25 protein-coding genes and 1 pseudogene are annotated in these 26,285 nt (G+C 62.1%); 13 read left to right on the top strand and 13 right to left on the bottom strand.

The window, feature by feature from the left end:
• The first annotated feature begins 23 nt into the window (after positions 1 to 23).
• A complete protein-coding gene (locus M5B96_RS14190; RefSeq protein ID WP_248797281.1) occupies positions 24 to 515 on the top strand; it encodes an SRPBCC family protein in 492 nt (163 codons plus the stop codon).
• Complete coding sequence (locus tag M5B96_RS14195) at positions 512 to 1,762, top strand: RNA polymerase sigma factor (protein WP_248797282.1); 1,251 nt, start codon at positions 512 to 514, stop codon at positions 1,760 to 1,762. Before M5B96_RS14190 ends, M5B96_RS14195 begins: the two co-directional genes overlap by 4 nt.
• A gap of 6 nt (positions 1,763 to 1,768) precedes the next feature.
• Here M5B96_RS14195 and M5B96_RS14200 read toward each other — a convergent pair whose 3' ends face one another.
• Positions 1,769 to 2,623 (bottom strand): LysR family transcriptional regulator, encoded by an 855-nt coding sequence (locus M5B96_RS14200; RefSeq protein WP_248797283.1) that lies wholly within the window; start codon positions 2,621 to 2,623, stop codon positions 1,769 to 1,771.
• Between the two features lie 91 nt (positions 2,624 to 2,714).
• On the opposite strand from M5B96_RS14200, the gene M5B96_RS14205 reads away from it, so the two are divergent.
• Positions 2,715 to 3,146 carry a multidrug/biocide efflux PACE transporter gene (locus M5B96_RS14205; protein WP_248797284.1) on the top strand — a complete coding sequence of 144 codons (432 nt, stop codon included), beginning with the start codon at positions 2,715 to 2,717 and terminating at the stop codon, positions 3,144 to 3,146.
• Between the two features lie 209 nt (positions 3,147 to 3,355).
• On the opposite strand, the gene M5B96_RS14210 is transcribed toward M5B96_RS14205, so the two are convergent.
• Positions 3,356 to 4,114 (bottom strand): SDR family NAD(P)-dependent oxidoreductase, encoded by a 759-nt coding sequence (locus tag M5B96_RS14210; RefSeq protein ID WP_248797285.1) that lies wholly within the window; start codon positions 4,112 to 4,114, stop codon positions 3,356 to 3,358.
• Positions 4,115 to 4,234: 120 nt separating this feature from the next.
• Between M5B96_RS14210 and M5B96_RS14215 the strand changes: the two genes are divergently transcribed.
• Complete coding sequence (locus M5B96_RS14215; RefSeq protein WP_248797286.1) at positions 4,235 to 5,140, top strand: LysR family transcriptional regulator; 906 nt, start codon at positions 4,235 to 4,237, stop codon at positions 5,138 to 5,140.
• Positions 5,141 to 5,184: 44 nt separating this feature from the next.
• Here M5B96_RS14215 and M5B96_RS14220 read toward each other — a convergent pair whose 3' ends face one another.
• The gene (locus M5B96_RS14220) at positions 5,185 to 6,804 is read right to left on the bottom strand and encodes an inorganic phosphate transporter (protein WP_248797287.1); all 1,620 of its coding nucleotides are present in this window, start codon (positions 6,802 to 6,804) and stop codon (positions 5,185 to 5,187) included.
• A gap of 72 nt (positions 6,805 to 6,876) precedes the next feature.
• The gene (locus M5B96_RS14225; RefSeq protein WP_248797288.1) at positions 6,877 to 7,899 is read right to left on the bottom strand and encodes a transporter; all 1,023 of its coding nucleotides are present in this window, start codon (positions 7,897 to 7,899) and stop codon (positions 6,877 to 6,879) included.
• A gap of 313 nt (positions 7,900 to 8,212) precedes the next feature.
• On the opposite strand from M5B96_RS14225, the gene M5B96_RS14230 reads away from it, so the two are divergent.
• Positions 8,213 to 9,835, top strand: coding sequence for a methyl-accepting chemotaxis protein (locus M5B96_RS14230; RefSeq protein ID WP_248797289.1), 1,623 nt, complete (start codon positions 8,213 to 8,215; stop codon positions 9,833 to 9,835).
• Between the two features lie 122 nt (positions 9,836 to 9,957).
• Positions 9,958 to 10,422: a hypothetical protein gene (locus M5B96_RS14235; RefSeq protein ID WP_248797290.1), complete on the top strand. Its 465-nt coding sequence runs from the start codon at positions 9,958 to 9,960 to the stop codon at positions 10,420 to 10,422.
• Between the two features lies 1 nt (position 10,423).
• Here M5B96_RS14235 and M5B96_RS14240 read toward each other — a convergent pair whose 3' ends face one another.
• Positions 10,424 to 11,227, bottom strand: coding sequence for a putative hydro-lyase (locus tag M5B96_RS14240; RefSeq protein WP_248797291.1), 804 nt, complete (start codon positions 11,225 to 11,227; stop codon positions 10,424 to 10,426).
• A 334-nt stretch (positions 11,228 to 11,561) separates the two neighbouring features.
• Here M5B96_RS14240 and M5B96_RS14245 point away from each other — a divergent pair, with 334 nt between their 5' ends.
• Together M5B96_RS14245 and M5B96_RS14250 are read left to right on the top strand one after the other, a co-directional pair.
• Positions 11,562 to 12,845 carry an MFS transporter gene (locus M5B96_RS14245; protein ID WP_248797292.1) on the top strand — a complete coding sequence of 428 codons (1,284 nt, stop codon included), beginning with the start codon at positions 11,562 to 11,564 and terminating at the stop codon, positions 12,843 to 12,845.
• 121 nt (positions 12,846 to 12,966) lie between these two features.
• Positions 12,967 to 14,211 carry an OprD family porin gene (locus M5B96_RS14250; protein ID WP_248797293.1) on the top strand — a complete coding sequence of 415 codons (1,245 nt, stop codon included), beginning with the start codon at positions 12,967 to 12,969 and terminating at the stop codon, positions 14,209 to 14,211.
• Positions 14,212 to 14,366: 155 nt separating this feature from the next.
• On the opposite strand, the gene M5B96_RS14255 is transcribed toward M5B96_RS14250, so the two are convergent.
• A complete protein-coding gene (locus M5B96_RS14255; RefSeq protein WP_248797294.1) occupies positions 14,367 to 15,482 on the bottom strand; it encodes a glycerophosphodiester phosphodiesterase in 1,116 nt (371 codons plus the stop codon).
• 228 nt (positions 15,483 to 15,710) lie between these two features.
• On the opposite strand from M5B96_RS14255, the gene M5B96_RS14260 reads away from it, so the two are divergent.
• The gene (locus M5B96_RS14260; RefSeq protein ID WP_248797295.1) at positions 15,711 to 16,040 is read left to right on the top strand and encodes a DUF2025 family protein; all 330 of its coding nucleotides are present in this window, start codon (positions 15,711 to 15,713) and stop codon (positions 16,038 to 16,040) included.
• Positions 16,041 to 16,054: 14 nt separating this feature from the next.
• On the opposite strand, the gene M5B96_RS14265 is transcribed toward M5B96_RS14260, so the two are convergent.
• Complete coding sequence (locus tag M5B96_RS14265) at positions 16,055 to 16,378, bottom strand: antibiotic biosynthesis monooxygenase family protein (protein ID WP_248797296.1); 324 nt, start codon at positions 16,376 to 16,378, stop codon at positions 16,055 to 16,057.
• Positions 16,375 to 17,094, bottom strand: a complete 720-nt coding sequence (locus tag M5B96_RS14270) for a CTP synthase (RefSeq protein ID WP_248797297.1) — start codon at positions 17,092 to 17,094, stop codon at positions 16,375 to 16,377. Before M5B96_RS14270 ends, M5B96_RS14265 begins: the two co-directional genes overlap by 4 nt.
• Before the next feature lie 80 nt (positions 17,095 to 17,174).
• Between M5B96_RS14270 and M5B96_RS14275 the strand changes: the two genes are divergently transcribed.
• Complete coding sequence (locus M5B96_RS14275) at positions 17,175 to 18,080, top strand: LysR family transcriptional regulator (protein WP_248797298.1); 906 nt, start codon at positions 17,175 to 17,177, stop codon at positions 18,078 to 18,080.
• Positions 18,081 to 18,089: 9 nt separating this feature from the next.
• Here the strand turns inward: M5B96_RS14275 and M5B96_RS14280 are convergent, their stop codons facing one another.
• The 4 genes from M5B96_RS14280 to M5B96_RS14295 all read right to left on the bottom strand — a co-directional run bounded on the left by M5B96_RS14280 (position 18,090) and on the right by M5B96_RS14295 (position 22,232).
• Positions 18,090 to 18,629 carry a DUF1003 domain-containing protein gene (locus M5B96_RS14280; RefSeq protein WP_248797299.1) on the bottom strand — a complete coding sequence of 180 codons (540 nt, stop codon included), beginning with the start codon at positions 18,627 to 18,629 and terminating at the stop codon, positions 18,090 to 18,092.
• Positions 18,630 to 18,724: 95 nt separating this feature from the next.
• A complete protein-coding gene (locus M5B96_RS14285) occupies positions 18,725 to 20,038 on the bottom strand; it encodes a methyl-accepting chemotaxis protein (RefSeq protein ID WP_248797300.1) in 1,314 nt (437 codons plus the stop codon).
• Positions 20,039 to 20,367: 329 nt separating this feature from the next.
• The gene (locus tag M5B96_RS14290; protein ID WP_248797301.1) at positions 20,368 to 21,450 is read right to left on the bottom strand and encodes a diguanylate cyclase; all 1,083 of its coding nucleotides are present in this window, start codon (positions 21,448 to 21,450) and stop codon (positions 20,368 to 20,370) included.
• 167 nt (positions 21,451 to 21,617) lie between these two features.
• Entirely contained in the window at positions 21,618 to 22,232 is a 615-nt protein-coding gene (locus M5B96_RS14295) for a TetR/AcrR family transcriptional regulator (RefSeq protein WP_248797302.1), read from the bottom strand.
• Positions 22,233 to 22,430: 198 nt separating this feature from the next.
• Here M5B96_RS14295 and M5B96_RS14300 point away from each other — a divergent pair, with 198 nt between their 5' ends.
• From M5B96_RS14300 to M5B96_RS14310, 3 genes and pseudogenes are all read left to right on the top strand, one after another.
• The gene (locus tag M5B96_RS14300) at positions 22,431 to 23,480 is read left to right on the top strand and encodes an MBL fold metallo-hydrolase (protein WP_248797303.1); all 1,050 of its coding nucleotides are present in this window, start codon (positions 22,431 to 22,433) and stop codon (positions 23,478 to 23,480) included.
• Positions 23,481 to 23,771: 291 nt separating this feature from the next.
• Positions 23,772 to 25,208 (top strand): annotated as a pseudogene (locus tag M5B96_RS14305) (amidase family protein).
• A 160-nt stretch (positions 25,209 to 25,368) separates the two neighbouring features.
• Positions 25,369 to 25,929, top strand: coding sequence for an AAA family ATPase (locus M5B96_RS14310; RefSeq protein ID WP_248797304.1), 561 nt, complete (start codon positions 25,369 to 25,371; stop codon positions 25,927 to 25,929).
• A 5-nt stretch (positions 25,930 to 25,934) separates the two neighbouring features.
• Here M5B96_RS14310 and M5B96_RS14315 read toward each other — a convergent pair whose 3' ends face one another.
• Positions 25,935 to 26,264, bottom strand: a complete 330-nt coding sequence (locus tag M5B96_RS14315; protein WP_248797305.1) for a helix-turn-helix domain-containing protein — start codon at positions 26,262 to 26,264, stop codon at positions 25,935 to 25,937.
• Positions 26,265 to 26,285: the final 21 nt, after the last annotated feature.

A 26,285-nucleotide genomic window follows, 5' to 3' on the forward strand; every position in this document is an offset into this window, starting at 1 on the left:
ATAAGAACAAGAGGAGCCTGAACATGAACCGCCAACCGCCAGCTCCCGCCGGCGCTGAACATGAGTTGTCCATCAGTCGCCTGATCGAGGCGCCGCGCAACCTGGTTTTTCGCGCCTGGACCGAACCTCGTCTGCTGAGCCAATGGTGGGGCCCCTATGGCTCGAGCCTGCCGGTCTGTGAAATGCAGCTATGGGTCGGCGGCGTGTTCCGGACGTTGATACGTACGGCGGAGGGTGTCGAGTATCCCTATCAGGGCGTGTTCCTGGAGATCGCCGCGCCGGAGCGGATCGTCTTCACCGATGCCTTTACCCCAGGCTGGGTGCCATCGGGAAAACCCTTCATGACGGCCCGAATCACCCTCGAGGAGGCCGGTGGTCATACCCTGTATACCGCCCGGGCGATGCACTGGTCGGCGGCGGAAAAGGCGGCGCATGAGCAGATGGGCTTCTATCGGGGCTGGGGTGAGAGTCTTGATCGCCTGGCCTTGCTGGTCAGCCAGGGGCTGCTGGATTGAGTGTCGAACCCGTTGGCATCAAGCAGCAGGTCGAGGTGGTGTACCGCCAGGAGTCGCGGCGGATCCTGGCGACCCTGATCCGTTTGCTGGGGGATTTCGACCTGGCCGAGGAGGCCTTGCACGAAGCCTTCTTTATCGCCGTCGAACGCTGGCAGCGCGATGGCGTGCCGGCCAATCCGCGGGCCTGGCTGGTCTCCACCGGGCGTTTCAAGGCTATCGATGTATTGCGGCGACGGGCGCGGTTTGCCGCTTCCCAGGCACAGTTGCTTGCCCAGGCCGAAGCGTTGGAGCAAGGCGAGTGGAGCGACGAGGAGGTCGAGGACGATCGCCTGCGGCTGATCTTTACCTGCTGTCACCCGGCGTTGTCGGCGGATGCCCAGGTGCCGCTGACGTTACGGGAAGTCTGCGACCTGACCACCGAAGAAATCGCCCGTGCGTTTCTCTCGAGCCCTTCGACCATCGCCCAGCGCATCGTGCGCGCCAAGACCAAGATCCGTGACGCGAAGATCCCCTATCAGGTGCCTTCCCTGGCGGAGTTGCCCGCGCGCCTGGACAGTGTATTGCGGGTCATTTACCTGGTGTTCAACGAGGGCTACTCGGCGTCCCTCGGCGCCAGCCTGACCCGTGACGACCTGACCGCGGAGGCTATTCGCCTGGGACGGCTGTTGCTGGAATTGCTGCCTGATCCCGAGGTCATGGGCTTGCTGGCGTTGATGTTGTTGCATGAGTCGCGGCGTCCGGCGCGGGTGTCCGAGAGTGGCGAACTGGTGTTGCTCGATGTCCAGGATCGCTCGTGTTGGGACGCGCCGTTGATTGCCGAGGGTTGTGGGTTGGTGGAGCGTGCACTGGGCACGGGACGCTTCGGGCCCTATGGCTTGCAGGCCGCGATCGCCGCCGTGCACGCCGAGTCGGCGACGGCGGAGGACACCGACTGGCGGCAGATCGTCGGGCTCTATGACCTGTTGTTGCGAGCAGTGCCCTCGGCGGTGATAGAGCTCAATCGAGCAGTGGCGGTGGCCATGCGCGACGGGCCGTTGGCCGGGCTTGAGCTGGTGGAGGGCATCCTTGGCCGTGGCGAGCTGCTGGACTACCACCTGGCGCATTCGGCGCGAGCGGATTTCTGCCGGCGACTGGGGCGGGTGGCGCCGGCGCGTGAGGCTTACCAGCGCGCGCTGGAGTTGACGCAGCAGGCACCGGAGCGGCGTTTCATCGAGCGTCGCTTGGAGGAACTGAACGGTTTCGGGTAGCGCTGGTTACTCCAGCATCTTCGCCAGTAGCCAACTGCCCGCCGGTCCTGGCGGATGCAGACGTGACCAGAGCGCATCCACCGCTACCGGGCGCGGCCAGCCGCGGACCGGCAGTTCCACCAGCGAGGCATTGTCGAAACGCTCCACCAGCCAGCGCGGCAAGGGTGCCCAGCCGAACCCGTGCTGGGCCATTTCCAGCAGCATCAGGTAACTTGACGCCGACCAGAAGCGGCCCTGGGCACGACTCTCGTAAGGATTGACGATGCTCGCCAGGCGCAGTTCGCGATGCAACTGCAGGCTGGCCTGGTCGACCTTGGGCTGTTGCGCCAGGGGATGCCCGCGGTGGACGAACAGGGCAAATTCGGTGCGTTCATCCACGGTGGCGCTGCCCAGGTCCGGCGGGTAGCTGTCCTGCCGTTCGGCAAAGGCCACCTGGGCCCGGCCCTGGCGGACCAACTCCACCAGGTCGTCGCACTCGGCGATCAGGCACTCCAGCTCGAGGTCCGGGTAGCGCGCCTCGAAGTCGCTCAGGCTGGCCTCGAAACGGTTGGATTGGTAGGTGTCGGAAATCACCACCGTCAGCTTCGCCTCCAGGCCTCCGGCCAATTGGCGGGCGCTCATTTCCAGGCGGTTGTTGGCCGCAAGGATGTCCTCGGCCTTTTGCAGCATGACATGGCCGGCCGCGGTCAGGCCGGGCTTGCGGGTGCTGCGGTCGAACAGCTCGAGGCCCAGGTCGATTTCCAGGCTGGCGACTGCCGCGCTGATGGTCGACTGGCTCTTGCCCAGCTTGCGCGCCGCGGCGGAAAAGGAACCCAGGGTCGCGGCCTGGACAAACGCCTGGAGCATTTCATTGGAAGCCATGAACTATCGCTTTTGTCGATGGTAATCGACTTTTAGTATCTATAAGGGTGGCGATAATGACAACCTTCAGACATCAATGGAGGCGTCCGTCATGACCCCCGGCAAGTCTTTTACCGAACGTGTTTTACAAGCCATCGGCTTCGAGGTGTTCGCCGTGCTCTTGTGTACGCCATTGTTCGCCTGGGTGATGGGCAAGTCGCTGCTGGACATGGGCGTGGTGACGGTTGCCAACTGTTTTATCGCCCTGGGCTGGAACGTGTTGTTCAACGGCATGTTCGACCGGATGCGCGAGCGCTTCGCCCTGGCGCAGAACGTCTGGACCCGCATGCTCCATGCCCTGCTGTTCGAAGGCGGCCTGGTCGTGGTGAGCGTGCCGCTGGTGGCCTGGTGGTTGGATCTCAGCCTGTTGGCGGCTCTGCTGCTGGATATCGGCGTGCTGCTGTTTTTCCTGCCCTACACCTACCTGTATCACTGGGCCTATGACCGGGTGCGCGAACGTCTGCTGCTCCGCACAACCCTGTAGGAGCAGCGCTTGCTCGCGAACCGCCAAAGGCGGCCATACACATTGTAAGCGAGCCCAGCCACCGACCTGGGAGGCGTTGTCGGCTGATGGGCCCCCTCGCCGGCAAGCCGGCTCCCACAGGTTTTGCGTCGCGCCACCGGGTCAGGTTTGGCGCGGACTGTGTGGGAGCTAGCTTGCCGGCGATGGCGTCAGTTCAGGCACCGGTGCATTTACAGGAACATCCCGCCCGAAGCCTCGATCCGCTGCCCGGTGATCCACTGGCCGGCGTCACTCAGCAGCAGCGCGATGGCGCCGCCGATATCGTCCGGCAAGCCGGCACGCCCCAGCGCGGTGTTGGCCGCGACATAGGCATTCAGGTCTTTGTTGTCACGCACGCTACCGCCGCCGAAGTCGGTCTCGATAGCACCCGGGGCCAGGCAGTTGACGCTGATCCCGCGGGCGCCCAGTTCCTTGGCCTGGTAACGGGTCAAGGTCTCCATAGCGCCTTTCATCGCCGCATAGGTTGCATAGCCCGGCAGGCTGAAGCGCGCCAGGCCACTGGAAATATTGACGATGCGACCACCGTCGGCGAGCAATGGCAAGAGTTTCTGGGTCAGGAAAAACGGTCCCTTGAAGTGCACGTTCAGCAACTGGTCGAACTGTTCTTCGCTGGTGTCGACGAACAGCGAATGCACGCCAACCCCGGCATTGTTCACCAGGAAATCAAACTGCTCACGGTCGAAGACCGTGGCCAGTACCTGGGCAACGCCTTCGCTGAAGGCCTTGAAACTGCCGATCAGGCTGACATCCAGTTGCAGCATGCTGGCGCGAGCGCCGAGCTTTTCGATCTGCGCCGCCACATCCCGGGCGTCATCGCCCCGGCTGTTGTAGGTGCCGATGATATCGACACCCTGGGCGGCCAGGTGCAACGCGGCACTTTTACCAAGGCCGCGGCTGGCACCGGTGATCAGGGCGATTTTACGAGTCATGTCGTGTTCCTCAAGGAGTGGATAACGCTGAGGAAAGTGTATTTGTCCGTCCATGATTGGATAAACGCCGGAAAATCGGAAACACTGATCGCCTGTTCCGAACAATAGAAAGGCGCTGTCATGAACAAGCTGGATTTGCTGCGAACCTTTATCCGGGTCAGCGAACTGTCGAGTTTTACCCTCGCGGGAGAAAGTCTCGGGCTGCCCAAGTCCAGCGTGTCCGAGCATGTCCAGGCGCTGGAGGAACTGTTGGGCACGCGGCTGTTGCAACGCACCACGCGCAAGGTGCAAGCGACCCAGGACGGGTTGGTGCTGTATGAACGCAGCAAGGACCTGCTGGCGCAGATGGATGAGTTGCAGGGCTTGTTCCGCCAGGATGCGGCCTTGCTGGCCGGGCGCATTCGTTTCGATATGCCCAGCGTCATGGCTCGTCGCGTGATCATGCCGCGTCTGCCGGAATTCATGGCGCTGCATCCGCGCATCGAACTGGAAATCAGCAGTACCGACCGCCGCGTCGATCTGTTAGGCGAGGGCTTCGACTGTGTGCTGCGGGTCGGTGCGCAACCTGATCAATCGGTGGTAGCGCGACATGTCTGCGAGCTGCCGATGGCCAATTGCGCCAGTCCCGCCTACTTGCAGCGTTATGGTCGACCGGAGTCCGTTGCCGACCTGGGCGGGCATCGGCTGATCCACTATGTCGGGATGTTGGGGGCTCGTTCCCCGGGGTTCGAGTACCTGCAAAACGGCAAGTTGCAGCAGGTGCCGATGGCCGGCAGTGTCACGGTGAACAGTACCGATTGCTACGAGTCGGCTTGCCTGGGCGGGTTCGGCTTGATCCAGGCGCCGTATCTGGGCGTGCGCAAGCATCTGGACAGCGGTGCGTTGGTGACGGTATTGCCCGATGCTCTGCCGGCGCCGCTGGAAGTGTCGTTGCTGTATGCCCAGCAACGCCATCTGCCCCGGCGGGTGCGGGTGTTCATGGACTGGTTGGGGCGGGTGCTGCAGGAGGAGTTGGGCGACGCTTGAGGATGAGCGCATGTCTGGGCATGCGCTCATCGAGGGGGCGGGGCTTAGAAAATCTGCGTGAACAACCAGTACAGGCTACCCGAGAGCAGGATCGCCGCCGGCAGGGTCAGGACCCAGGCCATTACCAGGTTGCGGATGGTGCGTATCTGCAAACCACCACCATTGGCGACCATGGCCCCGGCGACGCCCGAGGACAGGACATGGGTGGTGGACACTGGCAAACCGTACATGTCCGCCGCGGCGATGGTCAGCATGGCGACCGTTTCCGCCGAGGCGCCCTGGGCGTAGGTCAGGTGGGTCTTGCCGATCTTCTCGCCGACGGTGACCACGATACGCTTCCAGCCGACCATGGTGCCCAGGCCCAGGGCAATGGCCACGGCAATTTTCACCCACAGCGGAATGAAGCGCGTGGCGCCGTCGATCTGTTGCTTGAACAGCTGCAGCTTGGCTTGGGTATCGGCGTCGAAGTTGCCGATCTTGTCCTTGTCCATCAGGCGAATGGTTTCGCTGCTCAGGTACATGTCATTGCGCACGTTGCCCATGGCTTCGGCCGGAACCTTGGCCAGCGAGCCATAACTCTTGACCTCAGTACCGATATTGCCGGCCAGGGCGGCCAGCGCCGGGATCAGTTCCGGCGTCGGCTGTTTGCTGCGCACATACACCGAGAGCGTCTGACGCGGGTCGGCGGGGGCCGGCTGCGGTGCACTGCGTACCAACGCCTGCTGGGTAACTTCGGCGATCGCGGCGAATTGCAGTGCCTGGTCGGCCGGCATGGTACGGTTCAACGCGTAGGCCATCGGCAGGGTGCCGACCAGGATCAGCATGATCAGGCCCATGCCTTTTTGCCCATCGTTGGAGCCGTGGGCGAAGGACACGCCGGTGCAGGTCAGGATCAGCAGGCCGCGAATCCACCATGGTGGCGGTGTGTTGCCTTTGGGCGCCTTGTACAGCGCGCGGTTCTTCACCAGCAGGCGCAGGGCCAGTAATAGCAGGGCGGCGCAGAAGAAGCCCACCAGTGGCGACACCAGCAGGGCGTAACCGATCTTGGTCGCCTGGCTCCAGTCCACGCCGCTGGTGCCGTCGCGCCCGTGCATCAGCGCGTTGGCCACGCCGACGCCGATGATCGAGCCGATCAGGGTGTGGGAGGAGGAGGCCGGCAGGCCCAGCCACCAAGTGCCGAGGTTCCACAGGATGGCGGCGATCAGCAGGGCGAAAATCATCGCGAAGCCGGCCGAGGAGCCGACTTGCAGGATCAGTTCCACCGGCAGCAGGGCGATGATGCCGAAGGCTACCGCGCCACTGGAGAGCAGCACGCCGAGGAAGTTGAAGCAGCCGGACCAGACCACCGCGAAATGCGGTGGCAACGAATGGGTGTAGATCACGGTGGCCACGGCGTTGGCGGTGTCGTGGAAACCGTTGACGAACTCGAAGCCCAGGGCGATAAACAACGCCACGCCGAGCAGCAGGAAAGGCGTCCAGGTGGTGACCACGGTGCCGAAGTCGTGCATGTCATGCATCAGGCTGTAGGCGGTGAACAACAGTGCCATGGGCAGCACCGCGAAAAAGATCAGGGTGTTGACGAAGCGCGAGCGGGGAGTGCTTTCGAACTGGGGTTTACCTGCGTCCTGGGCGGGCGAGGCATTAGTCAATGACGGGGTAGCCATGCCGGGGAATCCTATTTGAGAACGGATGCCAGCCATGATCGTTTCAAAATGTTACAGGTTGACTGCGCCAGATCAGTAATCCTGACGTTTGCGAAACGCCCAGCGTCCGGCCAGCACAGTGAAGGTCACCACCAGTGCCACCAGGATCCAGAAGCCTTGCGGGTCGCCCGCCAGCGGGATGCCGCCGACGTTCATGCCGAAGAAGCCGGCGATGATGTTGATTGGCAGGGCCAGTACCGTTACCACGGTCAGGGTGAACAGGGTGCGGTTGCTCTGTTCGTTGAGGCTGGCGGCGATTTCTTCCTGCAACAGCTTGATCCGTTCGCCGAGGGCTTCCAGGTCGCTGAGGATCAGCGAAAACTCTTCGGTGGATTTGCGCAGTTCCTTGACGTCCTCCTTTTGTAGCCATTGCGGCGGACGGTTGAGCAGTCGCAGCAACGAGCCCGGTTCCAGGGCCAGCAGGCGTTGCAGGCGCACCAGTATCCGGCGCATGGCGCCCAGTTCGGCGCGGTTGTTGCTCAGGCGCAGGGCCAGCAACTGGTCTTCGATCTGGTCGACGCTGCTGCTGGTCTTGCGCACGATCTGGGTCAGCACTTCACCCTGGTCGCGCAACAGGTGCACGAGCAATTCCAGCGGCGAGCGAAAGCGTTCGCCGGCCTTGACCGAGGAACGCAGCTTGTCCACCGAGTGCAGCGGTTGCAGGCGCGCGCTGATCAGCAGTCTGCTGCGGGCACAGACCCACAGCGTGGAAATGTCCGAAGAGACCATGCTGCTGAGGTTGAACACCACGTCGTTGACTACCGCCAGCAAGGCGTTGTCGACATGTTCGATACGGGTTGAGCGCGAGCCTTCGTGCAGGGCCTCGAAAAACTCCTCGGGCAACGGCAGGTGCGTCTTCATCCAACGCTCGCAGGCGGCGTGTGCGAGGTTCAGGTGCAGCCAGAGAAACTCATCGGGATCCTCCGGTTGTTGCAGGCATTGCAGGGCGGTGGCCGAGTCGATTTCCTCGCCGCGTTCGCCGGTGCGGAAGCGAAATCCGTAAAGCAGGCCGAACAGATCCGGGTCACGATGGCTTTGGTCAAGGCTGTGGTTCATGAAGGCTCGCTGAAGTGGAACGCCTGAAACATTTTTTTACAGATTCGCGGGGTTCATCATCGCAAGGCTCTTTGACAGTTTTGTGACGGTTTCTGTGTTGGCGGGGGATGGAGCTTTTCCCAACACGCCGACAGGTATCCTGTGTTGCATTGACCGATGGTCGGCTCGGCTCAAGTGCCGTACCGCCCGGCCGATGCCATTGGATGTAAGCCACCATCCATTTGACTGTATGCCCGGTTGTCGCTGACAGGGACGTTTCGACTGCTTGTGTTCCCCACGGGGAGCATTCAATCCTTGTCGAGAGACTCCGTCGATGCTGAAAAAATCCCTGCGAGCCCAACTGCTCACGCTCCTGAGCGGCAGCCTGATCGCCATGTTGCTGATCGCGCTGACCTGTTTTCACCTCTTGTCCAATGGCGTCCAGGATTATCGGGATTTGCTCGCTGGCCCCCTGCGCACCTCGCACTTGATCGACGAGGCCAACGTGCAATTCAAGGCGCAGGTGCAGGAGTGGAAGGACGTCCTGTTGCGCGGCAAGCAACCGGAGGACCTCAACCGCTATTGGTCGCAGTTTGAAGCGCGTCAGCGCGATGTGCAGGACATCCTTGGCCGTCTGGCCAGCCAGCCGGGCATGGACGCAGGGCTCAAGTCGCAGATCGAACAGTTACGAGAAGAACATCGGGTGCTGGGCACTGCCTATCTGAAAGGCCGCGAGGCTTACCTGGCGGCCGGGTCCGACGCGAGCGCCGGTGACCAGGCGGTCAAGGGCGTCGACCGTGCCGCCAGCGAGCAGATGAAGACCCTGGTTGCCCAGTTGCGCCAGCAAGGTGATGAGCAGTCGCAGGCGATCAGTGCCCTCGCCGAACGGACCATCTGGGTCGGCATCCTGGTGTTGCTGGTTTCGGGGCTGTTGATCGGTCTGTTGAGCCTGTGGCTGGTCAACCGCAACCTGGTGGAGCCGATCCGCCGCCTGATCGACTACGTGGCGCAATTGAGCCATGGCAAGTTCGACAATCGGGTGAACGCCGATCGCCAGGACGAACTGGGTCGCCTCGCGGTAGCAGCGAATACCCTGCGCGACTTCCTGGCCGAAACCTTCAGCCATCTCAAGCGCAGCACCTCGGACCTGGATAGCGCCAGTGGCGAGCTGAAGTCGATTGCCGGCCTGATGGCCAACGGCACCCACGAACAGTTCGAACGTACCGACCAGGTGGCCACGGCAATGACTGAAATGTCCGCTACTGCCCAGGAGGTCGCCCGTCACGCCGGGGACGCCGCCACGGCGGCGGATGATGCCGATCGCGCGGCGCAGCAGGGTGAATTGGTGATGCAATCGACCATCGAGACCATTACCCGCATGCGCGGCGAGATCACCACCACTGCCACGGTCATCCGGCGCCTGGAAGCCGACAGCGGACGGGTCGGCAAGGTGCTCGAAGTGATTCGCGCGATTGCCGAACAGACCAACCTGCTGGCGCTCAACGCCGCCATCGAGGCCGCCCGCGCCGGTGAAGCCGGACGCGGCTTTGCCGTGGTCGCCGATGAAGTGCGCAGCCTGGCCCAACGCACCGCGGCGTCGATCATCGAGATCAACCAGATCATCCATTCGGTCCAGACCGGTGCGGTGGATGCGGCCCAGGCCATCGAGGGCGGGCAGGCCCGTAGCGAGGAGAGCGTCGAGCAGGTGACCGAGGCCGGTGCCATGCTCGAACGCATCACCACCGCCGTGGAGGCGATCCGCGACATGAACCGTCAGATCGCGACTGCCGCTGAAGAGCAGACTTCGGTGGCCGAAGACATTTCGCGCAACCTGACCGAGATCACCGCTATTGCCAGTACCAACCTGGACAACGTCAAGCGCACCGAAGCCGCGAGCCAGAACCTGCACGGCTTGTCGGGGCAGTTGAATGAGGTGACGGCGCGCCTCGCCGGCTGATCCGCGGCCACACGGAGGTGGCCGTGTATCGGGACGCTGACACGTGTGATACAGAATCGATCTCAATCATGTTGAAAGGTTGTCGATGACATGACTGCCCATAACTGAATCGGGAGATCCCCATGGTCAGCATCACTTCGGTCAACATTGCCCCAACGCTTACCAGCACCAGCACCAGCACCAGCGCCAACAAGACCACCGGCACCGCCGCTACCGACACCACCAGCACCAGCGCCACGGCGGCTGCGGGTAGCACCACCCAGGCCGGCGGCAGCCAAGCGGCGGGCGCCGGCGGCGCGTCGGGCGGCAGCGGCAGCTCCAGCAGCAGCTCTTCTTCCGATACGGTCAAGGAGCTGCAAAAGCAACTGGCCGATCTGCAAAAGCAGTTGCAGCAAGCGGAGCAGCAAATGCAGAAGGCTCAGGCGAGCAATGATTCCCCGGACGCCAAGGCCACCGCGGTAGCGGCCGCGGAGTCGCAGGTGTCTGCGATTTCCGGTTCCATTTCAACGGTCACCGCCGCCCTGACCAACGCCTTGCAGGAAGAAGGCAGCAGCACATCGGGCAGTACGGTGAACACCACCGCCTGAGTCAAAGGCTGTGATTGTGCAGATCGCTCACCAGCATGCAGCCCGGCGCATGGGTAATGCATAGCGGTGGGCGTGACGCTTGCACCACCGCTTGTGGGGTCACGCCGCAGGCCCAGAACACTGGCAGTTCATCGTCGGCCAGTGGCACGGCGTCACCGTAGTCGGGTGCGCCGAGGTCATGGATGCCGATCAGTCGCGGGTCGCCGATGTGCACCGGCGCGCCATGCACATTGGGCATGCGCCCGGTGATCTGTACTGCCCGGATCGCGTCGGCGGCCTTCAACGGTCGCATGCTCACCACCAGTTTGCCCTTTAGCCGTTCGGTGGGGCGGGTCTCGATATTGGTCTGGAACATCGCCACGTTGCGCCCCAATTTGACGTGACGCAGATCGATGCCGGCATCCAGCAAGGGTTGTTCGAAGGAGAAGGAGCAACCGATAGCGAAGGCCACCATATCGTCGCGCCAGAGGTGCTTGATGTTCCGCGGCTCCTCGCTCAGTTCGCCCTGGCGATAGACCCGGTAGCGGGGGACGTCGTGGCGGATATCGACGCTTTCGCCGAGGTGGCGGAAGATCGGGTCGCCGGGTTGGCTGATGTCGAGTATCGGGCAGGCCTGGCGATTGAGGGTGCAGAAGCGCAGGAACTCGTCGGCCCAGTCCCCTGGCAAGATCACGATATTGGCTTGTACCCGGCCCAGGCCCAGGCCGCTGGTGTGGCCCTGATACTGGTCGGTGGCGATATGTCGGCGCAAGGCGCGCGGCGCCAGATGGCGCAACTGATCGAAGGACAGCGCAGGCAGGTTCATCGAGTTTCTCTCCGGTGTTGGGTCGAGGCCTTTTTAGGGTGTGGCGAGCACCTCGTCCAACGAGAAAATCTGTTATTGCGAACAAGAAAAACTGATCCGCGGTTGCACGCGACACTCCTGTTTTCCGGCACAGGTCCCTGAGGGGCCATCAACTTTTCTTATGCATTGACCGGCTTTTTTCCCGTTTGACGCTGCACCGCCGCGGCGCGAAGAATCCACTCCACGATGTAGCGCATCTGCATCGGCTCTCCACGACAACGCCTTCACAAAAAAACAACGAGGCGTGTCCGTCATCTTCCTTTGCTGCCGCAGGAACCCCTCCATGGAACACACCATGACTGACCCCGTGCCTTCAGGGACGCGCCGTGCCGGCCCGTTCAGTTGGTACGGCCCGCTGAGCAAAAATGAAAAGCGCACTTTCTGGAGTTGCAAGATCGGCTATGGCCTGGACGGCATGGACACCCAGATGTTGAGCTTTGTGATTCCCACCCTGATTGCCACCTGGGGCATTTCCAAGGGCGATGCCGGGCTGATCGGCACCTCGACCTTGCTGGCCTCGGCGGCCGGCGGCTGGATTGCCGGGATTCTCTCCGACCGCATCGGCCGGGTGCGCACCCTGCAGCTGACGGTGCTCTGGTTTGCCTTCTTCACCTTCATGTGCGGCCTGGCGCAGAACTACGATCAACTGCTGGTGGCCCGCACACTCATGGGCTTCGGTTTTGGTGGCGAGTGGACCGCCGGCGCGGTGCTGATCGGCGAGGTGATCCGCTCCCAGGATCGCGGCAAGGCGGTGGGCATGGTGCAGGCCGGCTGGGCGCTGGGCTGGGGGCTGACGGCGCTGCTCTATGCCGGGTTGTTCAGCTTCCTGCCGCCGGAACAGGCCTGGCGGGCGTTGTTCATGGTCGGCCTGGTACCGGCGCTGTTCGTGCTGGTGATCCGCCGGCTGGTCAAGGAGTCCGATACCTTCGAGCAGTCCCGGGGCGAGCGTCTGAGCCAGGCGGAAAAGCCTTCGCCCTGGGCCTTCTTCGAGATCTTCGCGCCACGGATGCTCAGCACCACCTTGCGAGCGTCGTTGCTCACCACCGGCGCGCTGGGCGGTTACTACGCGATCACCACCTGGTTGCCGACCTATCTGAAAACCGAGCGTGGCCTGAGTGTATTGGGCACCGGCGGTTACCTGGCGATGGTGATCGTCGGTTCCTATGTCGGCTACGTCATCAGCGCATTGCTGACCGACGCCATCGGCCGCAAGAAGAACTTCATCCTCTTTGCCGTCGGCTCCATGAGCATCGTCCTGGCCTATACCCAACTGCCCATCGATAACACCTGGATGCTCTGGCTGGGCTTTCCCCTGGGGTTCTTCGCCTCGGGCATCTTCGCCGGCATGGGGGCGTTCCTCACCGAGCTGTTTCCGACCCGCATGCGTGGGTCGGGCCAGGGCTTCTGCTATAACGCCGGGCGCTCCATCGCCGCGTTGTTCCCGCTGTTTATCGGCGCGCTGAGTGAAACCCTGCCGATTGGCGTCGGTATCGGCGTGTTTGCCGCCGGTGCTTACGCGGTGGTGATCCTGGCGGCCCTGAGCCTGCCGGAAACCCGCGGTCGCCAGCTCGAGAGCTGATGTCCGAGGCACCTGGGTCCGGCGGGCCCAGGGACTACTGATCCTGACGTTTCAACCACATCGGTCGCGATCCCAACGCCCCCGAGAGGGTCGGCTTGCGTCCGCAATAAAGGAGCACACCATGAAGTCGTTCGATTATTTATCACGTTTGTTCGTGCCAGCCAGCGCGCTGGTGGGCCTGGGCCTGCTCTGGGCACCGGGCGCCCGGGCGGATTTCCTCGCCGACAGCAAGGGTACCCTGGAAGCTCGCAACTTCTACTTCAACCGCGATTTTCGCCAGCCGGGCTCCCGGGAAAAAGCCGATGAATGGGCCCAGGGTTTCCTGTTGCGCATGGAGTCCGGCTATACCGAAGGCACCGTGGGTTTCGGCCTCGATGCCCTGGGCATGATCGGTTACAAACTGGACTCGGGACCTGGCACCGCGGGCACCGGCCTGTTGCCGGCGGACACCCGCCACGGCGGCTCCCAGGACAGCTACGGCAAGCTGGCGGCGGCCGCCAAGGTGCGGATTTCCAAGAGCACCCTGAAGGTCGGTAGCTTCCAGATGAAGGACCCGGTGATCATTTCCAACGATACCCGCCTGTTGCCCGGGACCTTTCAGGGCGGGTTGTTGAACGTGCAGGAAATCGACCACTTGAGGCTGACCGGGGGCTCGTTCAACCAGATCCGCTACGTCGACTCCACCGATGATCAGAAGATGACGGCCAACCGCATTGGCGGTTCGAGCGACAAGTTCCAGTTCGCCGGGGCGGACTACCAGTGGTTGCCCAACCTGCTGACCCAATATCGCTATGGCAAGTTGGAGAATGTCTACCAGCAGAACTTCCTCGGCCTGGTGCATAACTGGGACCTGGGCCAGGGCCAGAGCTTGAAGAGCGACCTGCGTTACGCCCGTAGCAGCGAGGACGGCAACTTCCGTCCGTTGGATAACCGCGCATTGGGCGGGATGTTCACCTATGCGTTCAAGGGCAATGCCCTGGGCTTCGGCTATCAGCGCATGAGCGGCAAGGACCCGTTCCCGTACATCGGGCACAGCGATCCGTACCTGGTGAACTTCGTGCAGATCGGCGACTTCGCCAATATCGACGAGCGCTCCTGGCAGGTGCGTTATGACTACGACTTTGCGCAGTTGGGCTTGCCGGGCCTGACCTTCATGACCCGCTACGTCTCCGGCGATAACGTGCAACGAACGATCCCGGGCGAAGGCAAGGAATGGGAACGCAACACCGACATCGGCTATGTGTTCCAGGACGGCACGTTCAAAGGGCTGGGGGTGAAGTGGCGCAATGCGACGGTGCGCTCGAACTTCGGCAATGATCTGGACGAGAACCGGCTGATTCTCAGCTATACCGTGGCGCTCTGGTAAGCGCTGGCGGCCTATAAATCCACCAGGTGCCGCGGAACCTGCAGGAGCCTGGCTTGCCGGCGAAGGGGGCCTTGAGGTCGCGAAAAGCTTCGCGGCGGTGCGGCGATCCGACAAGCCCTGCTCCTACAGGTCGGGTGTGGCTTTCAAGAAAGTGCTCAGTACCCGTTGGCCTCAAGAATCTGCGGTATGGTTTTCGGCGATGGGCGCTTGAAGTACTTGAGCAACTCGGACGAGCGGTTGGTGAAGATGCCATCGACGCCCGCGCCCAGCACCTTCTTGAAGTCCGTCGGTGTGTCGACGGTGTAGACATGCACCAGCATGCCCTTGTCGTGGGTGTACTGGTTCATCCAGGGTTTGACCAAGTCCGAATAGCTCTGGTCGCCGCCCTGGGTCAGTTCCGCCGACGGGCCGGTCCCGATGGCGCCCTGGGCCTTGGCGTAGTCGACCCATTTCTCGAACTCGGCCTTGTCCTTGGGCTCCTGCTTGGCGTAGTAGGCGGCCTTGGTCTTCTCGCCGGAGTCGGCGAAGCTCACTTTCGACTTGGGCTCGATGCTGCCTTCACCGACCCACAGCAGCAGGATCTTCGGCGTGTCCGGCATTTCCTTTTGCAACAGTTCCAGGCTGCTCTTCTCGAAGGTCTGCAGGATCACCTTGCCCTTGCCCTGGCCAACCTGGGGCTGTTCCTTGGACACCACCTGGGTCGGGCTCAACAGGCCGCGCTCTTGCAGTTTGTTCTTCAGCTCATGCTCGATCCCGGGAAATTGCTTGGGTTCCTTGGTTTCGATGTACAGGCCAGGCTGGTGCTTCGGATTGGCCTGGGCGATGTCGATGATCTGGTCCAGACTGAGGATTTTCAGGCCAACGTAGGCCGGACGCGCCCGTTCGGGGTAGGCCTTGTTGAACCAGCTGCCGGCGTCCAGGGTTTGCAGCTCGGCCCAGGTGAACTCGTTGGCCGGGCTGTCCTTGCGCTCGGGGAACTTGCTGGCCACGTCGGTGGTGCGCGACAGGTTGTTGTCGTGCAGGGCGAAGATCACCCCGTCCTTGCTGCGTTGCAGATCCATTTCCAGGTAGTCGGCACCCAGGTCGCGGGCCAGCGTGTAGGAGGCAGCGGTGGATTCCGGGGCATCGAAGGACGCACCACGGTGGGCAATCACCGCGGGATGGGGAATGCCGGCCGAGGCGGCGACGTTGGCGGCGCTGTTGGCCTCGGCAGTGCCCAGGCCCAGCAGCAGGCTCAGGACCAGGGCGCTTTTGGTGAAGTTGACGGGCATGCTCGAATTCCTTTCGCAGAGAGTGAATGTCAGAGCTTCCTTTTAACAACTGATTGCTACAGCGGCTATCGCGAAACCGACACAAACGTGCTCCAGATCCGGTTTTCGGTACTTTCCTCGGGTATTGTGCGCCAGGCTTTGTCGCCCATTTCCCCGCCAGAGGGACAGGCATGCCCTGCGTGTAAACCATCCATCCATGAGCCTTGTGGCTCTTCAGCGAGGTTTACCATGTCGATCACATCCGAGCTTATCTGCCAGGCCGCCGACCAACTCAGGGGGTTTGTCGGTTTCAATCGCAAGACCGACCAGTACATCGTCCGCTTCAGCGAGGACGCCTTCGGCATGGATGTGGCGGATGACGCCATCTTCCCGGCCTGCGAGTTTGTCTGGGTGCCGACCCTGGACGAGACCATGAGCCTAAGTCGCGAGCGGATTCAGTTGTTGCTGGACCAGAATATCGATGACCGGATCAACATCAGCGAGCCGCTACGGGTGTACCAGCGGCGTGTGGATGTTCCCGAGATCGTGGCGCTGCGCAGGGCGCTCAGCGCCTCCTGAGGTGACTTTGGCCGTCAATGCGAGAAAGGGTAGGCCCGCTCGACCTTGCACACCCGGGTATGAAAGGCCTGGTACCAGGTGGAGCGACCGCGTTCGCGGATTTCGCTGTGTTCGGCGTGTTGTTTCCAGGCCAGGATCGCCGCTTCGCTGCTCCAGTAGGACACGGTGATGCCCAGGCCGTCCTCGCCCCGGGCCGACTCCACGCCGAGAAAGCCCGGTTGTTGTCGGGCCAGTTCGAGCATGCGTTGTGCCGCTGCGCCATAGCCTTGATCACCCTCGGTGCGCAGGGAGGTGAAGATGACCGCGTAGTAAGGCGGTTGCGGTGTCCGGGCAATCATTGCCGATGACTCGCGCAGGCTGCCAGGAACGCGCCGGCCAGCGCCGGGGTACGGCCTTCCAGCGCCGCGCGCTCCGGTTGGAACAGGGTCGCGACGAAGAAGGGGTGGCCCTTGAGTTCGACGGCTCGTAGATCGCCCTGGGCGTCATGGCCGCTGGCGCGCAGGTCGCCGTCGAGCAAGGCGTTTTCGAACGCGGGGTTGATGCCATAGCGGCAGTGATAGTCCTCATGGGTTTCCAGGGCACCGTAGGCCTTGGCAATCAGCGTGCCTTCGACAAAGCCGATGCGCTGGTGGGCGTCGAGCAGCGAGCAGCTCAATGGTGAAATCACCGCGTGCGGCGAGTCGGGCGCCGTTTCGCCATGTTCGGCGTCCGTCCAGCCCAGTACATGGCGTGCATATTCCAGGACCGCGTGTTGGAAACCGCCACAGGTACCCAGGAACGGAAGCCGTTGTTCACGGGCGTGGGTAATCGCCAGCAGTGCTCCTTCCAGGCTGCGGTAGGGGCTGGCCGGCACGCACCAGAAACCCTCGAACAGGCTCAGGTCGGTCTGCGCCGTCAGGCTGTCGGTGGCCAGCCAATGAGCTTGCACGTTCAGCCCGGCGTCCGCGGCTGCCCGTTGCAGGGCTACGGGGATTGCGCGATGCGCGCTGACCTGCGGGTCGTGATCGCCGATCAGGGCGATGTTCAGGATGCTGTGTGGCGAGCGCTGCTCCATGGATATTTCCCCCAGGCTTGTTGATTCCTGAGGCGAACTATAAGGTGGCGGCGACGCATTCAATATAGGCAGCTCCGCAATTGATCAATGCATTGCCGCACTATCGACTGGAGCATGCCGACCTGTCGCTGATTCTCGCGCTGGTCCGAGGGCGCTCCCTGGCGCGGGCGGCGGGATTGCTCAAGGTCGATGTCTCGACGGTGTTCCGTTCGGTGCGCCGGCTGGAGGCCGCGCTGGGCCGGGAGCTGTTCGAAAAGAGTCGCGCCGGTTATCTGCCCACCGGCCTGGCGCAATCCCTGGCCGAACAGGCGGAGCGTGCCGAGCAGGCACTGGAAGTGGCCTGCGTCAGTATCGAGCAGGACGGCGAGGTGATCAGTGGCACGGTGCGCCTGACCTGTACCGACTCGGTCCTGCATACGCTGCTGTTACCGGCACTGGCGCGGTTCATGCCGGCTTATCCGGCCCTGACCCTGGAGCTCAGTACCTCCAACGATTTCGCCAACCTGAACCGTCGCGACGCCGATATCGCCTTGCGCTTGACCGACTCGCCAGCGGAGCATCTGGTGGGGCGTTGCCTGGGCGCGGTGTCTTATCGACTGTGCGCCAGTCCGGCGTATTTGCCAGCGCTCGATATCGAGAATCTGGAGCGCCAGGCCTGGATCGCCCCGGACGATTTTCTGCCCGATCATCCGAGCGTGAGCTGGCGTCGCCAGCGCTTTCCCGGGGTGGTCCCGAGTTTCCGTTGCAACAGCATGTTGTCGGTGGCGGAGCTGGCGCGGGCCGGGTTGGGCATCGCCGTGCTACCGGACTTCATGCTGGGCGAACTGCAGGGCTTGCGGCCCCTGGCCGAGGTGCCGCCGAGCTACGACACGGCATTGTGGTTGCTGACCCGTCCCGATTGCCGGACGTTGCGTTCGGTGGTGACCTTGTTCGATGAACTGGCACGGGCCATTCGCCTGGGGCAGGGTGCCGGAACACCCGCCTGAGGTGTTTCGTCAGGTTTTACGCACGAAATGTTCGTGCATCTCCAGCGTCAGGCCCTCGATACGCTCGGTCAGTTGCTTGGTCATTTCAGTCAGATGGGTGTTCTGTTCCAGCAACGTCAACAGCTGTTCGGTGGTTTTCGCTGCCGCGGCCTGGCGTTCGCTATTGGCGACAGCCAGGGCTTCGCGGTGCTGGGCGTCTGCGTCGGCGTGGGCTTTGTCGCGGGCGGCCTGGCGGGTCTGGGCCAGCAGAATCAAGGGCGCGGCATAGGCCGCCTGCAGGCTGAACGCCAGGTTGAGCAGGATGAACGGGTAGACGTCGAACTGGGTCACGCCCGTGACGTTGAGGATAATCCAGACCGCGACGATCAGTGTCTGCGCGCCGAGAAACGTCGGCGTACCAAAGAAACGCGCAAAGGCTTCGGCCTTCAGGGCAAAGGTGTCGTTGCCGAAGGTGGTGGACAAGTGGGCATGGGGGCGGTGGAAGCGCAGGTGGTCGATGGGGACGGCGGTGGTCTCGGGACTTTTCTCTGCGGGGCTTTCTAGCGACATGGCGAACTCTGCAAGGCGTGGGAATCAGGGTTCACTATAGCCCCATCCGCCACTGCTGGCGCCGTCCCTGGCGCCCTTGTCTGGCCCGCGGAGGATCAGTTGCGCTCGCCGGCGAACATGCTCACCGCCTGCACCGCATTACTGGCGCCTTCGCGAATCTGCAGGATCACCGTGCCTGCCTGGTCCGCCAGGTCGACCCCTTTGGCGGCCCGGTCGCGGGTGCCGTTCATGCTGTCGATGGCTTGCAGGGTTTCGTTCTGGATCATGCCGATCATGCCGGAAATCTCCGCGGTCGAGCCGCTGGTGCGCGCTGCCAGCAAGCGCACCTCGTCGGCGACCACCGCGAAACCGCGTCCCTGTTCGCCGGCCCGGGCCGCTTCAATGGCCGCGTTCAACGCCAACAGGTTGGTCTGGTCGGCAATCCCGCGAATGGTGTTGACGATGGCGGTGATCTGTTCGGAACGCTCGCCCAACTTGGCGATCAATGCTGAAGAACCTTCGATGTTCGAGGCGATTTCGCGCATTTCGGCGGCCGCCTGCTGGATAACGCCGGTACCGTGCTCGGCGACTTTTCGTGTTTCGACGGAAATGTGGTAGGCCTCGTTCGCACTCTTGGCATCCTGTTCGTGTTTCTCGACGCGGCTGGTCACGTCCGAGGCAAACTTGACCACCTTGCACAGCCGGCCACTGGCGTCATACACCGGGTTGTAGCTGGCCTCGAGCCACACGATCTGGCCCCGCTTGGCGACACGTTCGAACTGGCCACTGAAGAACTCCCCCTGGTTCAGCCGACGCCAGAAGTCCTGGTACTCGCTACTGTTGGTGGTGGCCGGCTTGCAGAATATCTTGTGATGCTTGCCCTGGATCTCCGCCAGGGTGTAGCCCATCAAGCTGAGGAAGTTCTGGTTCGCGGCGATCACGCTGCCGTCAGGGTTGAATTCGATCATCGCCATGGCCCGGTCGATGGCTTGCAATTTGCCGTTGGCCTCGCTCTCCTGTTGCACCCTGGCCGTGATGTCCAGGGCGTATTTGACGACCTTGCACACACTACCGTTGCTGTCCTTGATCGGGTTGTAGCTGGCCTCCAGCCAGACGATCCGGCCATCGGCCGCGACCCGCTCGAAGGTCCCGGCTTCGAACTGGCCGGACTTCAGCCGCGTCCAGAGCTGGCTGTATTCGCTGCTGCGGGCGTAGGCGGGGGTACAGAACATCCGGTGTGGCTGGCCCACGACCTGTTCCTGACGATAACCGGTGGCCTTGAGAAAATTCTCGTTGGCGCGCAAGACCGTGCCATTGAGGTCGAACTCGATCACGATCATGGAGCGCTCGATGGCACTGAGCTGGTTGGCTTGTTCGGTCAGGGACTGTTGCAGGGCACTGATGACTTTCTTATTGGCATTAAATAGCATGGCGTCTGCTCGGAGAGGGGTACAACGTGAGAGTCAGTCCATGGTCATGCGGCTTGCGGCTTGTCCGCGTACGGACAAGGGAAGCGACAGCCCGTGCCAGCGCTCCATGGCTGGCAGTTCACCGCGGCGTATGTGGCCGCAAACCATTTTCGAGTCAGAACACTGCACTGCCGCACCCATGAAATTCCTGAGCGGTGCAAATGTCCTGTACCCAAGTGATCGTTCAGAAAAATGCAGGCTGAATAGTGGCCTTTTGATATTTCTTTCTTATACAAAGCAATGTGAAACTGTACAACTGAGGGCTGGGCCTTTCAGACCGACGGGGTGGCTCAAGCCGAGTTGACCAGGTTGCACGCGCACCCCTCAGCGCTGTCTTCTTCGGCGCTGTTGACCTTGTTGCGCCCGGTGTTCTTGGCGACATAGAGCGCCTTGTCGGCTTCGTTCAGCCAGTCGCCGGCATCGTTGAAGTCCTTGCGGCAGGAGGCCAGGCCGATACTCAGGCTGACCCGCAGTTCCGGGACCTCGGCATTGCGGTAGTTGCCGAAGGCTTCACGCAGGCGCTCCATCACGTCATTGGCCCGCTCCAGTGACATCTCCGGCAGGATCACGCAAAACTCGTCGCCGCCATAACGTCCGGCCAGGTCGTCTTCGCGCAGGTTGTCGCGCAGGTCCTTGCTCAACTGGCGCAGCACGCTGTCGCCGACCAGGTGGCCATAAGTGTCGTTGATGGCCTTGAAGTGGTCGATGTCGATCAGGGCAATCACCGCCTGGCACTGGCTGTAGCGGCATTTGTGGTACTTGAGGTGCAGCAGGTCTTTCCAGGAGCCGTGATTGAGCAAGCCGGTCAGGCTGTCGGTGCGGCTCAGGGCGCTGAGCGCGCGTTTGTGTTCGGCCAGTTTGATCGCCAGTTGATAGCAGCCCATGCCAATCACCAGGGGATAGAGGATCAGCACCGGTAGCACGCTGTAGATCTGTATCGGTGTGGTCAGCGGGTTGAAGGCCGGGGCGAAGATCAGCCAGGACACCAGGATGCCGACGGCCTGGGCGACCAGCCCTTGGGCCATCAGGCGGGGCCCGCCGGCGGCGACATTGTGCATGGCCATCAAGGCCAGCATGTTGATGGTGGTCAGGGGCGTGAACTGGATGGTCGCGGCCCAGAATCCGCCCATCAGCGAATCGATCAGGATATTGCGGCGTTCAGCCCGATAGGGGAAGGGCGAGCGCTTGGCGATCTGATAGGCCAGATGCGGCCAGGCCACGGCATTGATTGCGAGCAGTACCCAGATCCACATCGGCATGGCCAACGGGTAAAGTGCGGCGATTACGCTGAAGCAGCCGATACCAACGCCTACCGTGCGGGGCAGGTAAATGCGCTTGGCAAACGATAGCCCTTTGCCTCGTTGGATTTGCATAGGTTTTTTGCGCCACTTTTTCATCTGAACACCTGGGCGGTGTTCTGCACGGAACGGCCGTTCATCGGATAAGGAGGATGAATATTCTCAAGCATTCCGTAAAGAATAATCAGTGTCCTTCCAAGCCATTTCAAAGGTCTTGAGGTGGCTTTGGCCGTCTGTGCCGGCTATTTGACGATTTCGTAGCCGGCGAGAAACAAATCCAGCGACGATTCTATGACGCGGCTCTGCGTCGATGGATCCAAAGGGGGTTGACCGAGGCTGATCTGTGGCCAGAAGGCGAAGGTCTTGAGCAGGCCGTGCAACTGCGCTGCGGCGAACGCCGGGTCCACGGGTTTGAAGGTTCCGTCAGCCTGGGCATCGCGAATCCACTGGTTGAAGGCCTCTTCCTGTTCGGCCAGGCGCGCGACCATGCCTTGGGCGCGTTCTGGGGAGTGGATGGTGGCGGCGATCGCCACCCGGGCGAGGTCGAGGAAGCTGTTTTCACTGAGCAGGCGCAGTTTCAAGGCCAACAATTCGCGTAATTGCTCACGCAAGCTGCGATCCGGGTGGTAGGACATATCCACGTGTGCCGCGCTGCTGGCCCACAGGTGGTGCATGATTTCCGCAAACAACTCTTCCTTGCTGGGGAAGTGGTTGTACACCGTGCGCTTGGAGACCTCGGCCTTGGCGGCGATCTTGTCCATGCTGGTGGCTTCGAAACCGTCGGCGCGAAAGGCCTCGATAGCTGCCTGGATGATGGCTTCACGTTTGCGGTCGGTCAGGCGTAGGGGAGCGGTCATGGGCGGCTTCGGCAGGAGAAGAAAAGTTACACTCGGTAGTTTACTTATCGGCAGCCTTGTTGCAAGCTTGAAACTACACTGTGTAGTGTAGTTGCTCTACTCGGGTATTTCCTCGGTTCAAGGCTTGCGTGCAGCGGCCATTGATCATCCAGCAGAAGAACGTGGGAACCCTTGGCGGTTTCCGGGAGTCACCTCGTTATGACCAGCCGTTCGCTTATCCGCGCCAAACCCTCGTCCTTGCAGGAGCAGGGGCAATACCGCAATCATGCGCCGACCCCCCAGGGCGGGTTTGGCAAGATGCTCGGTATCTTCTGGAAAATGCTCTTTCACAAACCCCGCAGTACCCGGCCATCCGGTAGTGTCCCGGTCCAGGGGCTGACCCGCGAGCAGTTGCTGGCGGCGGAAGATTTCAGTGTATTTCGTCTCGGCCATTCGACCTTGTTGCTCAAGCTGCAGGGCCTGTTCTGGTTGACCGACCCGGTGTTCGCCGAACGTGCGTCGCCGGTGCAATGGGCCGGGCCCAAGCGCTTTCATCAACCGCCCATCAGTCTCGAAGACCTGCCGCCTATCGAGGGCGTGATTCTTTCCCATAATCATTACGACCATCTGGACTACAAGACCGTCCTGCAACTCGCCGCCAAGACGCGCTATTTCCTCACGCCCATGGGGGTGGGCGATCTGCTGATCAAGTGGGGCATCCCCGCTGACAAAGTCCGGCAACTGGACTGGTGGGAAGAAACCCAGGTCGGTGGCATTCGCTTCGCCGCCACCCCGGCGCAGCATTTTTCCGGGCGCACGCTGTTCGACAACAACCAGACGCTGTGGGCGTCCTGGGTGATGATGGTGGCTGACCAGCGGATTTTCTTCAGCGGTGACAGTGGCTACTTCGAGGGGTTCAAGCATATCGGTGAACATTACGGTCCATTCGATCTGACCCTGATGGAAACCGGTGCCTACAACGTCGATTGGCCGCATGTGCACATGCAACCGGAGCAGAGCCTGCAGGCTCACCTGGATCTCAAGGGGCGTTGGTTGCTGCCGATCCATAACGGCACGTTCGACTTGTCCTTCCATGCCTGGCATGAACCGTTCGACCGTATCCTGGCCCTGGCCTGGGAAGGCAATGTGTCCATCACCACGCCACGGATGGGTGAAGCCTTCAACCTGCTGCAGCCCCATCGTGGGTACGCCTGGTGGCTGGAAGTGGAGCGCCCGGAAGAGGCGCCAACGCCGATCACGGCGCGCTAGGCTGTCTCACGGTTTGCATTGATTTTTCACTCAACCTGCAACCGATTGTGTCCGGCGCTTCTGACGGAAGCGCCCATTAGGATGACCGCCGCCAGTGAAATGGATCACTGGCGTCTGGTTTTATCAGGACACGAAGTCATGAATCGAATGCTCAGAAAGCGCGCCGCGGCGCTCATCCGGTTGGTGTTACTGCCCGCCCTTTGTTTGACCCCGCTTGTCAGTCAGGCGAACAGCCCCGACAAACCCGTATTCCCGGCAGTGGCCTCGATGAAAAACAATGTGTTGGCGGGGATGGTCTATGCCAGTGCCACGCAGGTGGCGCAGGCGCTGGCCGACGAGCGTTTCACTTCGCAGGAACTGGTGAGTTATCTCATCTCCCGTGCAGCCGACCTCGACTCGTTCGGTCCGGCCATCGAGGCAGTGATCGAGTTCAATCCCGAAGCCTTGTCGATTGCCCGTACGCTGGATGAAGAGCGCCAGGCGGGCAGCCTTCGCGGTCCGCTGCATGGCATCCCGGTGTTGCTCAAGGACAATCTCCACACCGCCGACTAGATGCAGACCGCCGCCGGTTCATTGGCCATGGTGGGCGCCGCGGCGGCTGACGATGCGTTCATTGTGCAAAAACTCCGCGAGCAGGGCGCGATCATCCTGGGCAAGACCAATATGAGCGAGTGGGCGAATTTTCGCGGAGATGAACTGCCTTATGGCTGGAGCGGTCGCGGTGGGCTGACCAGGAATCCGCATGCGTTGGATGGCGATGTCTGCGGCTCCAGTTCGGGTTCCGCCGCTGCGATCGCGGCGGGCTATGCACCCCTGGCGTTGGGGACCGATACCTTCGGCTCGGTGATTTGCCCAGCGTCGAAGAATGGCGTTGTCGGTCTGAAACCTTCCGTGGGGTTGCTGAGCCGCACGGGCATCATTCCCGCTTCCCGCGAACTCGACAGCGCGGGGCCGATCACGCGTACGGTGCGCGATGCCGCCTTGCTCCTGAATGCCATGGCGCTGCTCGACCCGCGGGACCCGGCTACCGCGCAAGTGCCCGCGAGTAAGGATTACACGCAAAAACTGACAGCCGATGCCCTGCAAGGAAAAGTCATTGGCTATCCCAGCCGCTTCAAGCCTGGCAGCGAAGCCTTGAACGAGCATCCGCAGTTTGCCCAGGCCCTGGATACCCTGCGCCGGGCCGGTGCGCAGCTGGTTCCGGTGGACTTGAAGGGGACCGATTGGAGTGACAACGATTGGTCGCGGGTGAGCCGCATGTTCGATATGACGATCAAACGGGTGTTGCCTGCTTACCTGGCCAGTCGCTCAGGTCTGAAAGTCTCCACCTTTCAGGAACTGGTGGATTACAACGAAAAGAATCCCGGTGCGGAAAAATACAACCAGGACCTGCTCAAGCGAGCCAATGCGCTGGTGTTTGACGAAACCGAGTACCTGAAGCTGTCGGATGGATTGCGCGATGAGGCGCGCAGCAACGTCGATAAGCTGCTGGCGGACAACGGACTGGATGCGGCACTGGGGGACCCCCACCCGTTCGCGGTGCTTGAACTGGGCAGCGCAACCTTCGCCGGGTATCCGGGGATTACCGTGCCTTCGGGCATGGACGTCGATGGCATGCCCACCTCGGTGTATTTCTACGGTGCGCGCTGGAGCGAGGATGAGCTGCTGGCGATAGCCCACGGCTATGAGCAGGCTTCGAATGCGCGGCAGGACCCGGACTTTGAATAATTCCGGGTAGTTGCCCAATGCTGCTTACTCAAGCTTGAACGCATACCTAGTGGGAGCGGATCGGGCGCCAGGTTGCCGTTAGAGAGTTTTCGTACAGCCCCCCGCCGGGGACAGGTTTACCATTGCGGTCGAGACTGGAAGCAGAGCATCAGGAACGACCATGGCCCATCGAATTCATCTCTTCGGCGCGTCGGGTTCCGGCACCACGACCTTGGGCGTTGCACTGGCCGAGCGCTTGGGTGTTGCCCATTTCGATTCGGACAATTTTTATTGGCAGCCCGCCGACAAGCCCTTCAGTTGTAAGCGCCCCCGTGACCAGCGGGTGCAGTTGTTACGTGAACAACTGGCCCAACAGGACAACTGGGTGCTTTCCGGTTCGCTCTGTGGCTGGGGCGATCCGCTGATTCCGGCGTTCACCCTGGCGATTTTCATACGCCTCGATCCCGAGGTCCGTTTGCAGCGTCTGCGGGCTCGCGAGTTCCAGCGCTACGGCGCGCAGATCCACGAAGGCGGGGAGCGTTTTATCGCGACCCGCACCTTCCTGGACTGGGCAGCCGGCTACGACAGCGGCGACCATGGCACCCGCAGCCTCAAGCGACATGAAACATGGATCAGGAACCTGGCGTGTCCGCTGTTGCGGCTGGACGCCACTGATCATCCGGTGACGGTGTTGGTCGAGCAGGTGATGCAGGCGCTGGACTGGCCGGCAGCACCGGCATGAGGCGATTATTCGATCAGTTCGTAATCCTTGCGCTTGATCGGGTCCGGCGTGGTTCCACGGATATTCATCCCGCGTCCGGGGGCGAACCCGGGGAAAAACACCAGGCCTTCGGCTTCGAAGCGAAAGGCCAGCGCCAGCCGGGTGACATCCCGCAGTGACTCCCCGGTTTCGAAGCGCTGGATGGCGGCAACCGAGACGCCGGACTCCTGGCTCAGATGCTCATGGCTCCAGCCCAGCATGGCGCGCGCCTGCAGGCAGTGCCGGGGAGTGAATTGATGCAAAACGATGCGTTCAACGGTGGTCCTCATCACATGACTGGCGGCTTGGCTGGACATGGCACTCTCCGGGCTTGATCG

Origin of the sequence: Pseudomonas sp. MWU13-2105 (genome assembly GCF_023242315.1) — a bacterium.
Classification (GTDB): Bacteria; Pseudomonadota; Gammaproteobacteria; order Pseudomonadales; family Pseudomonadaceae; genus Aquipseudomonas.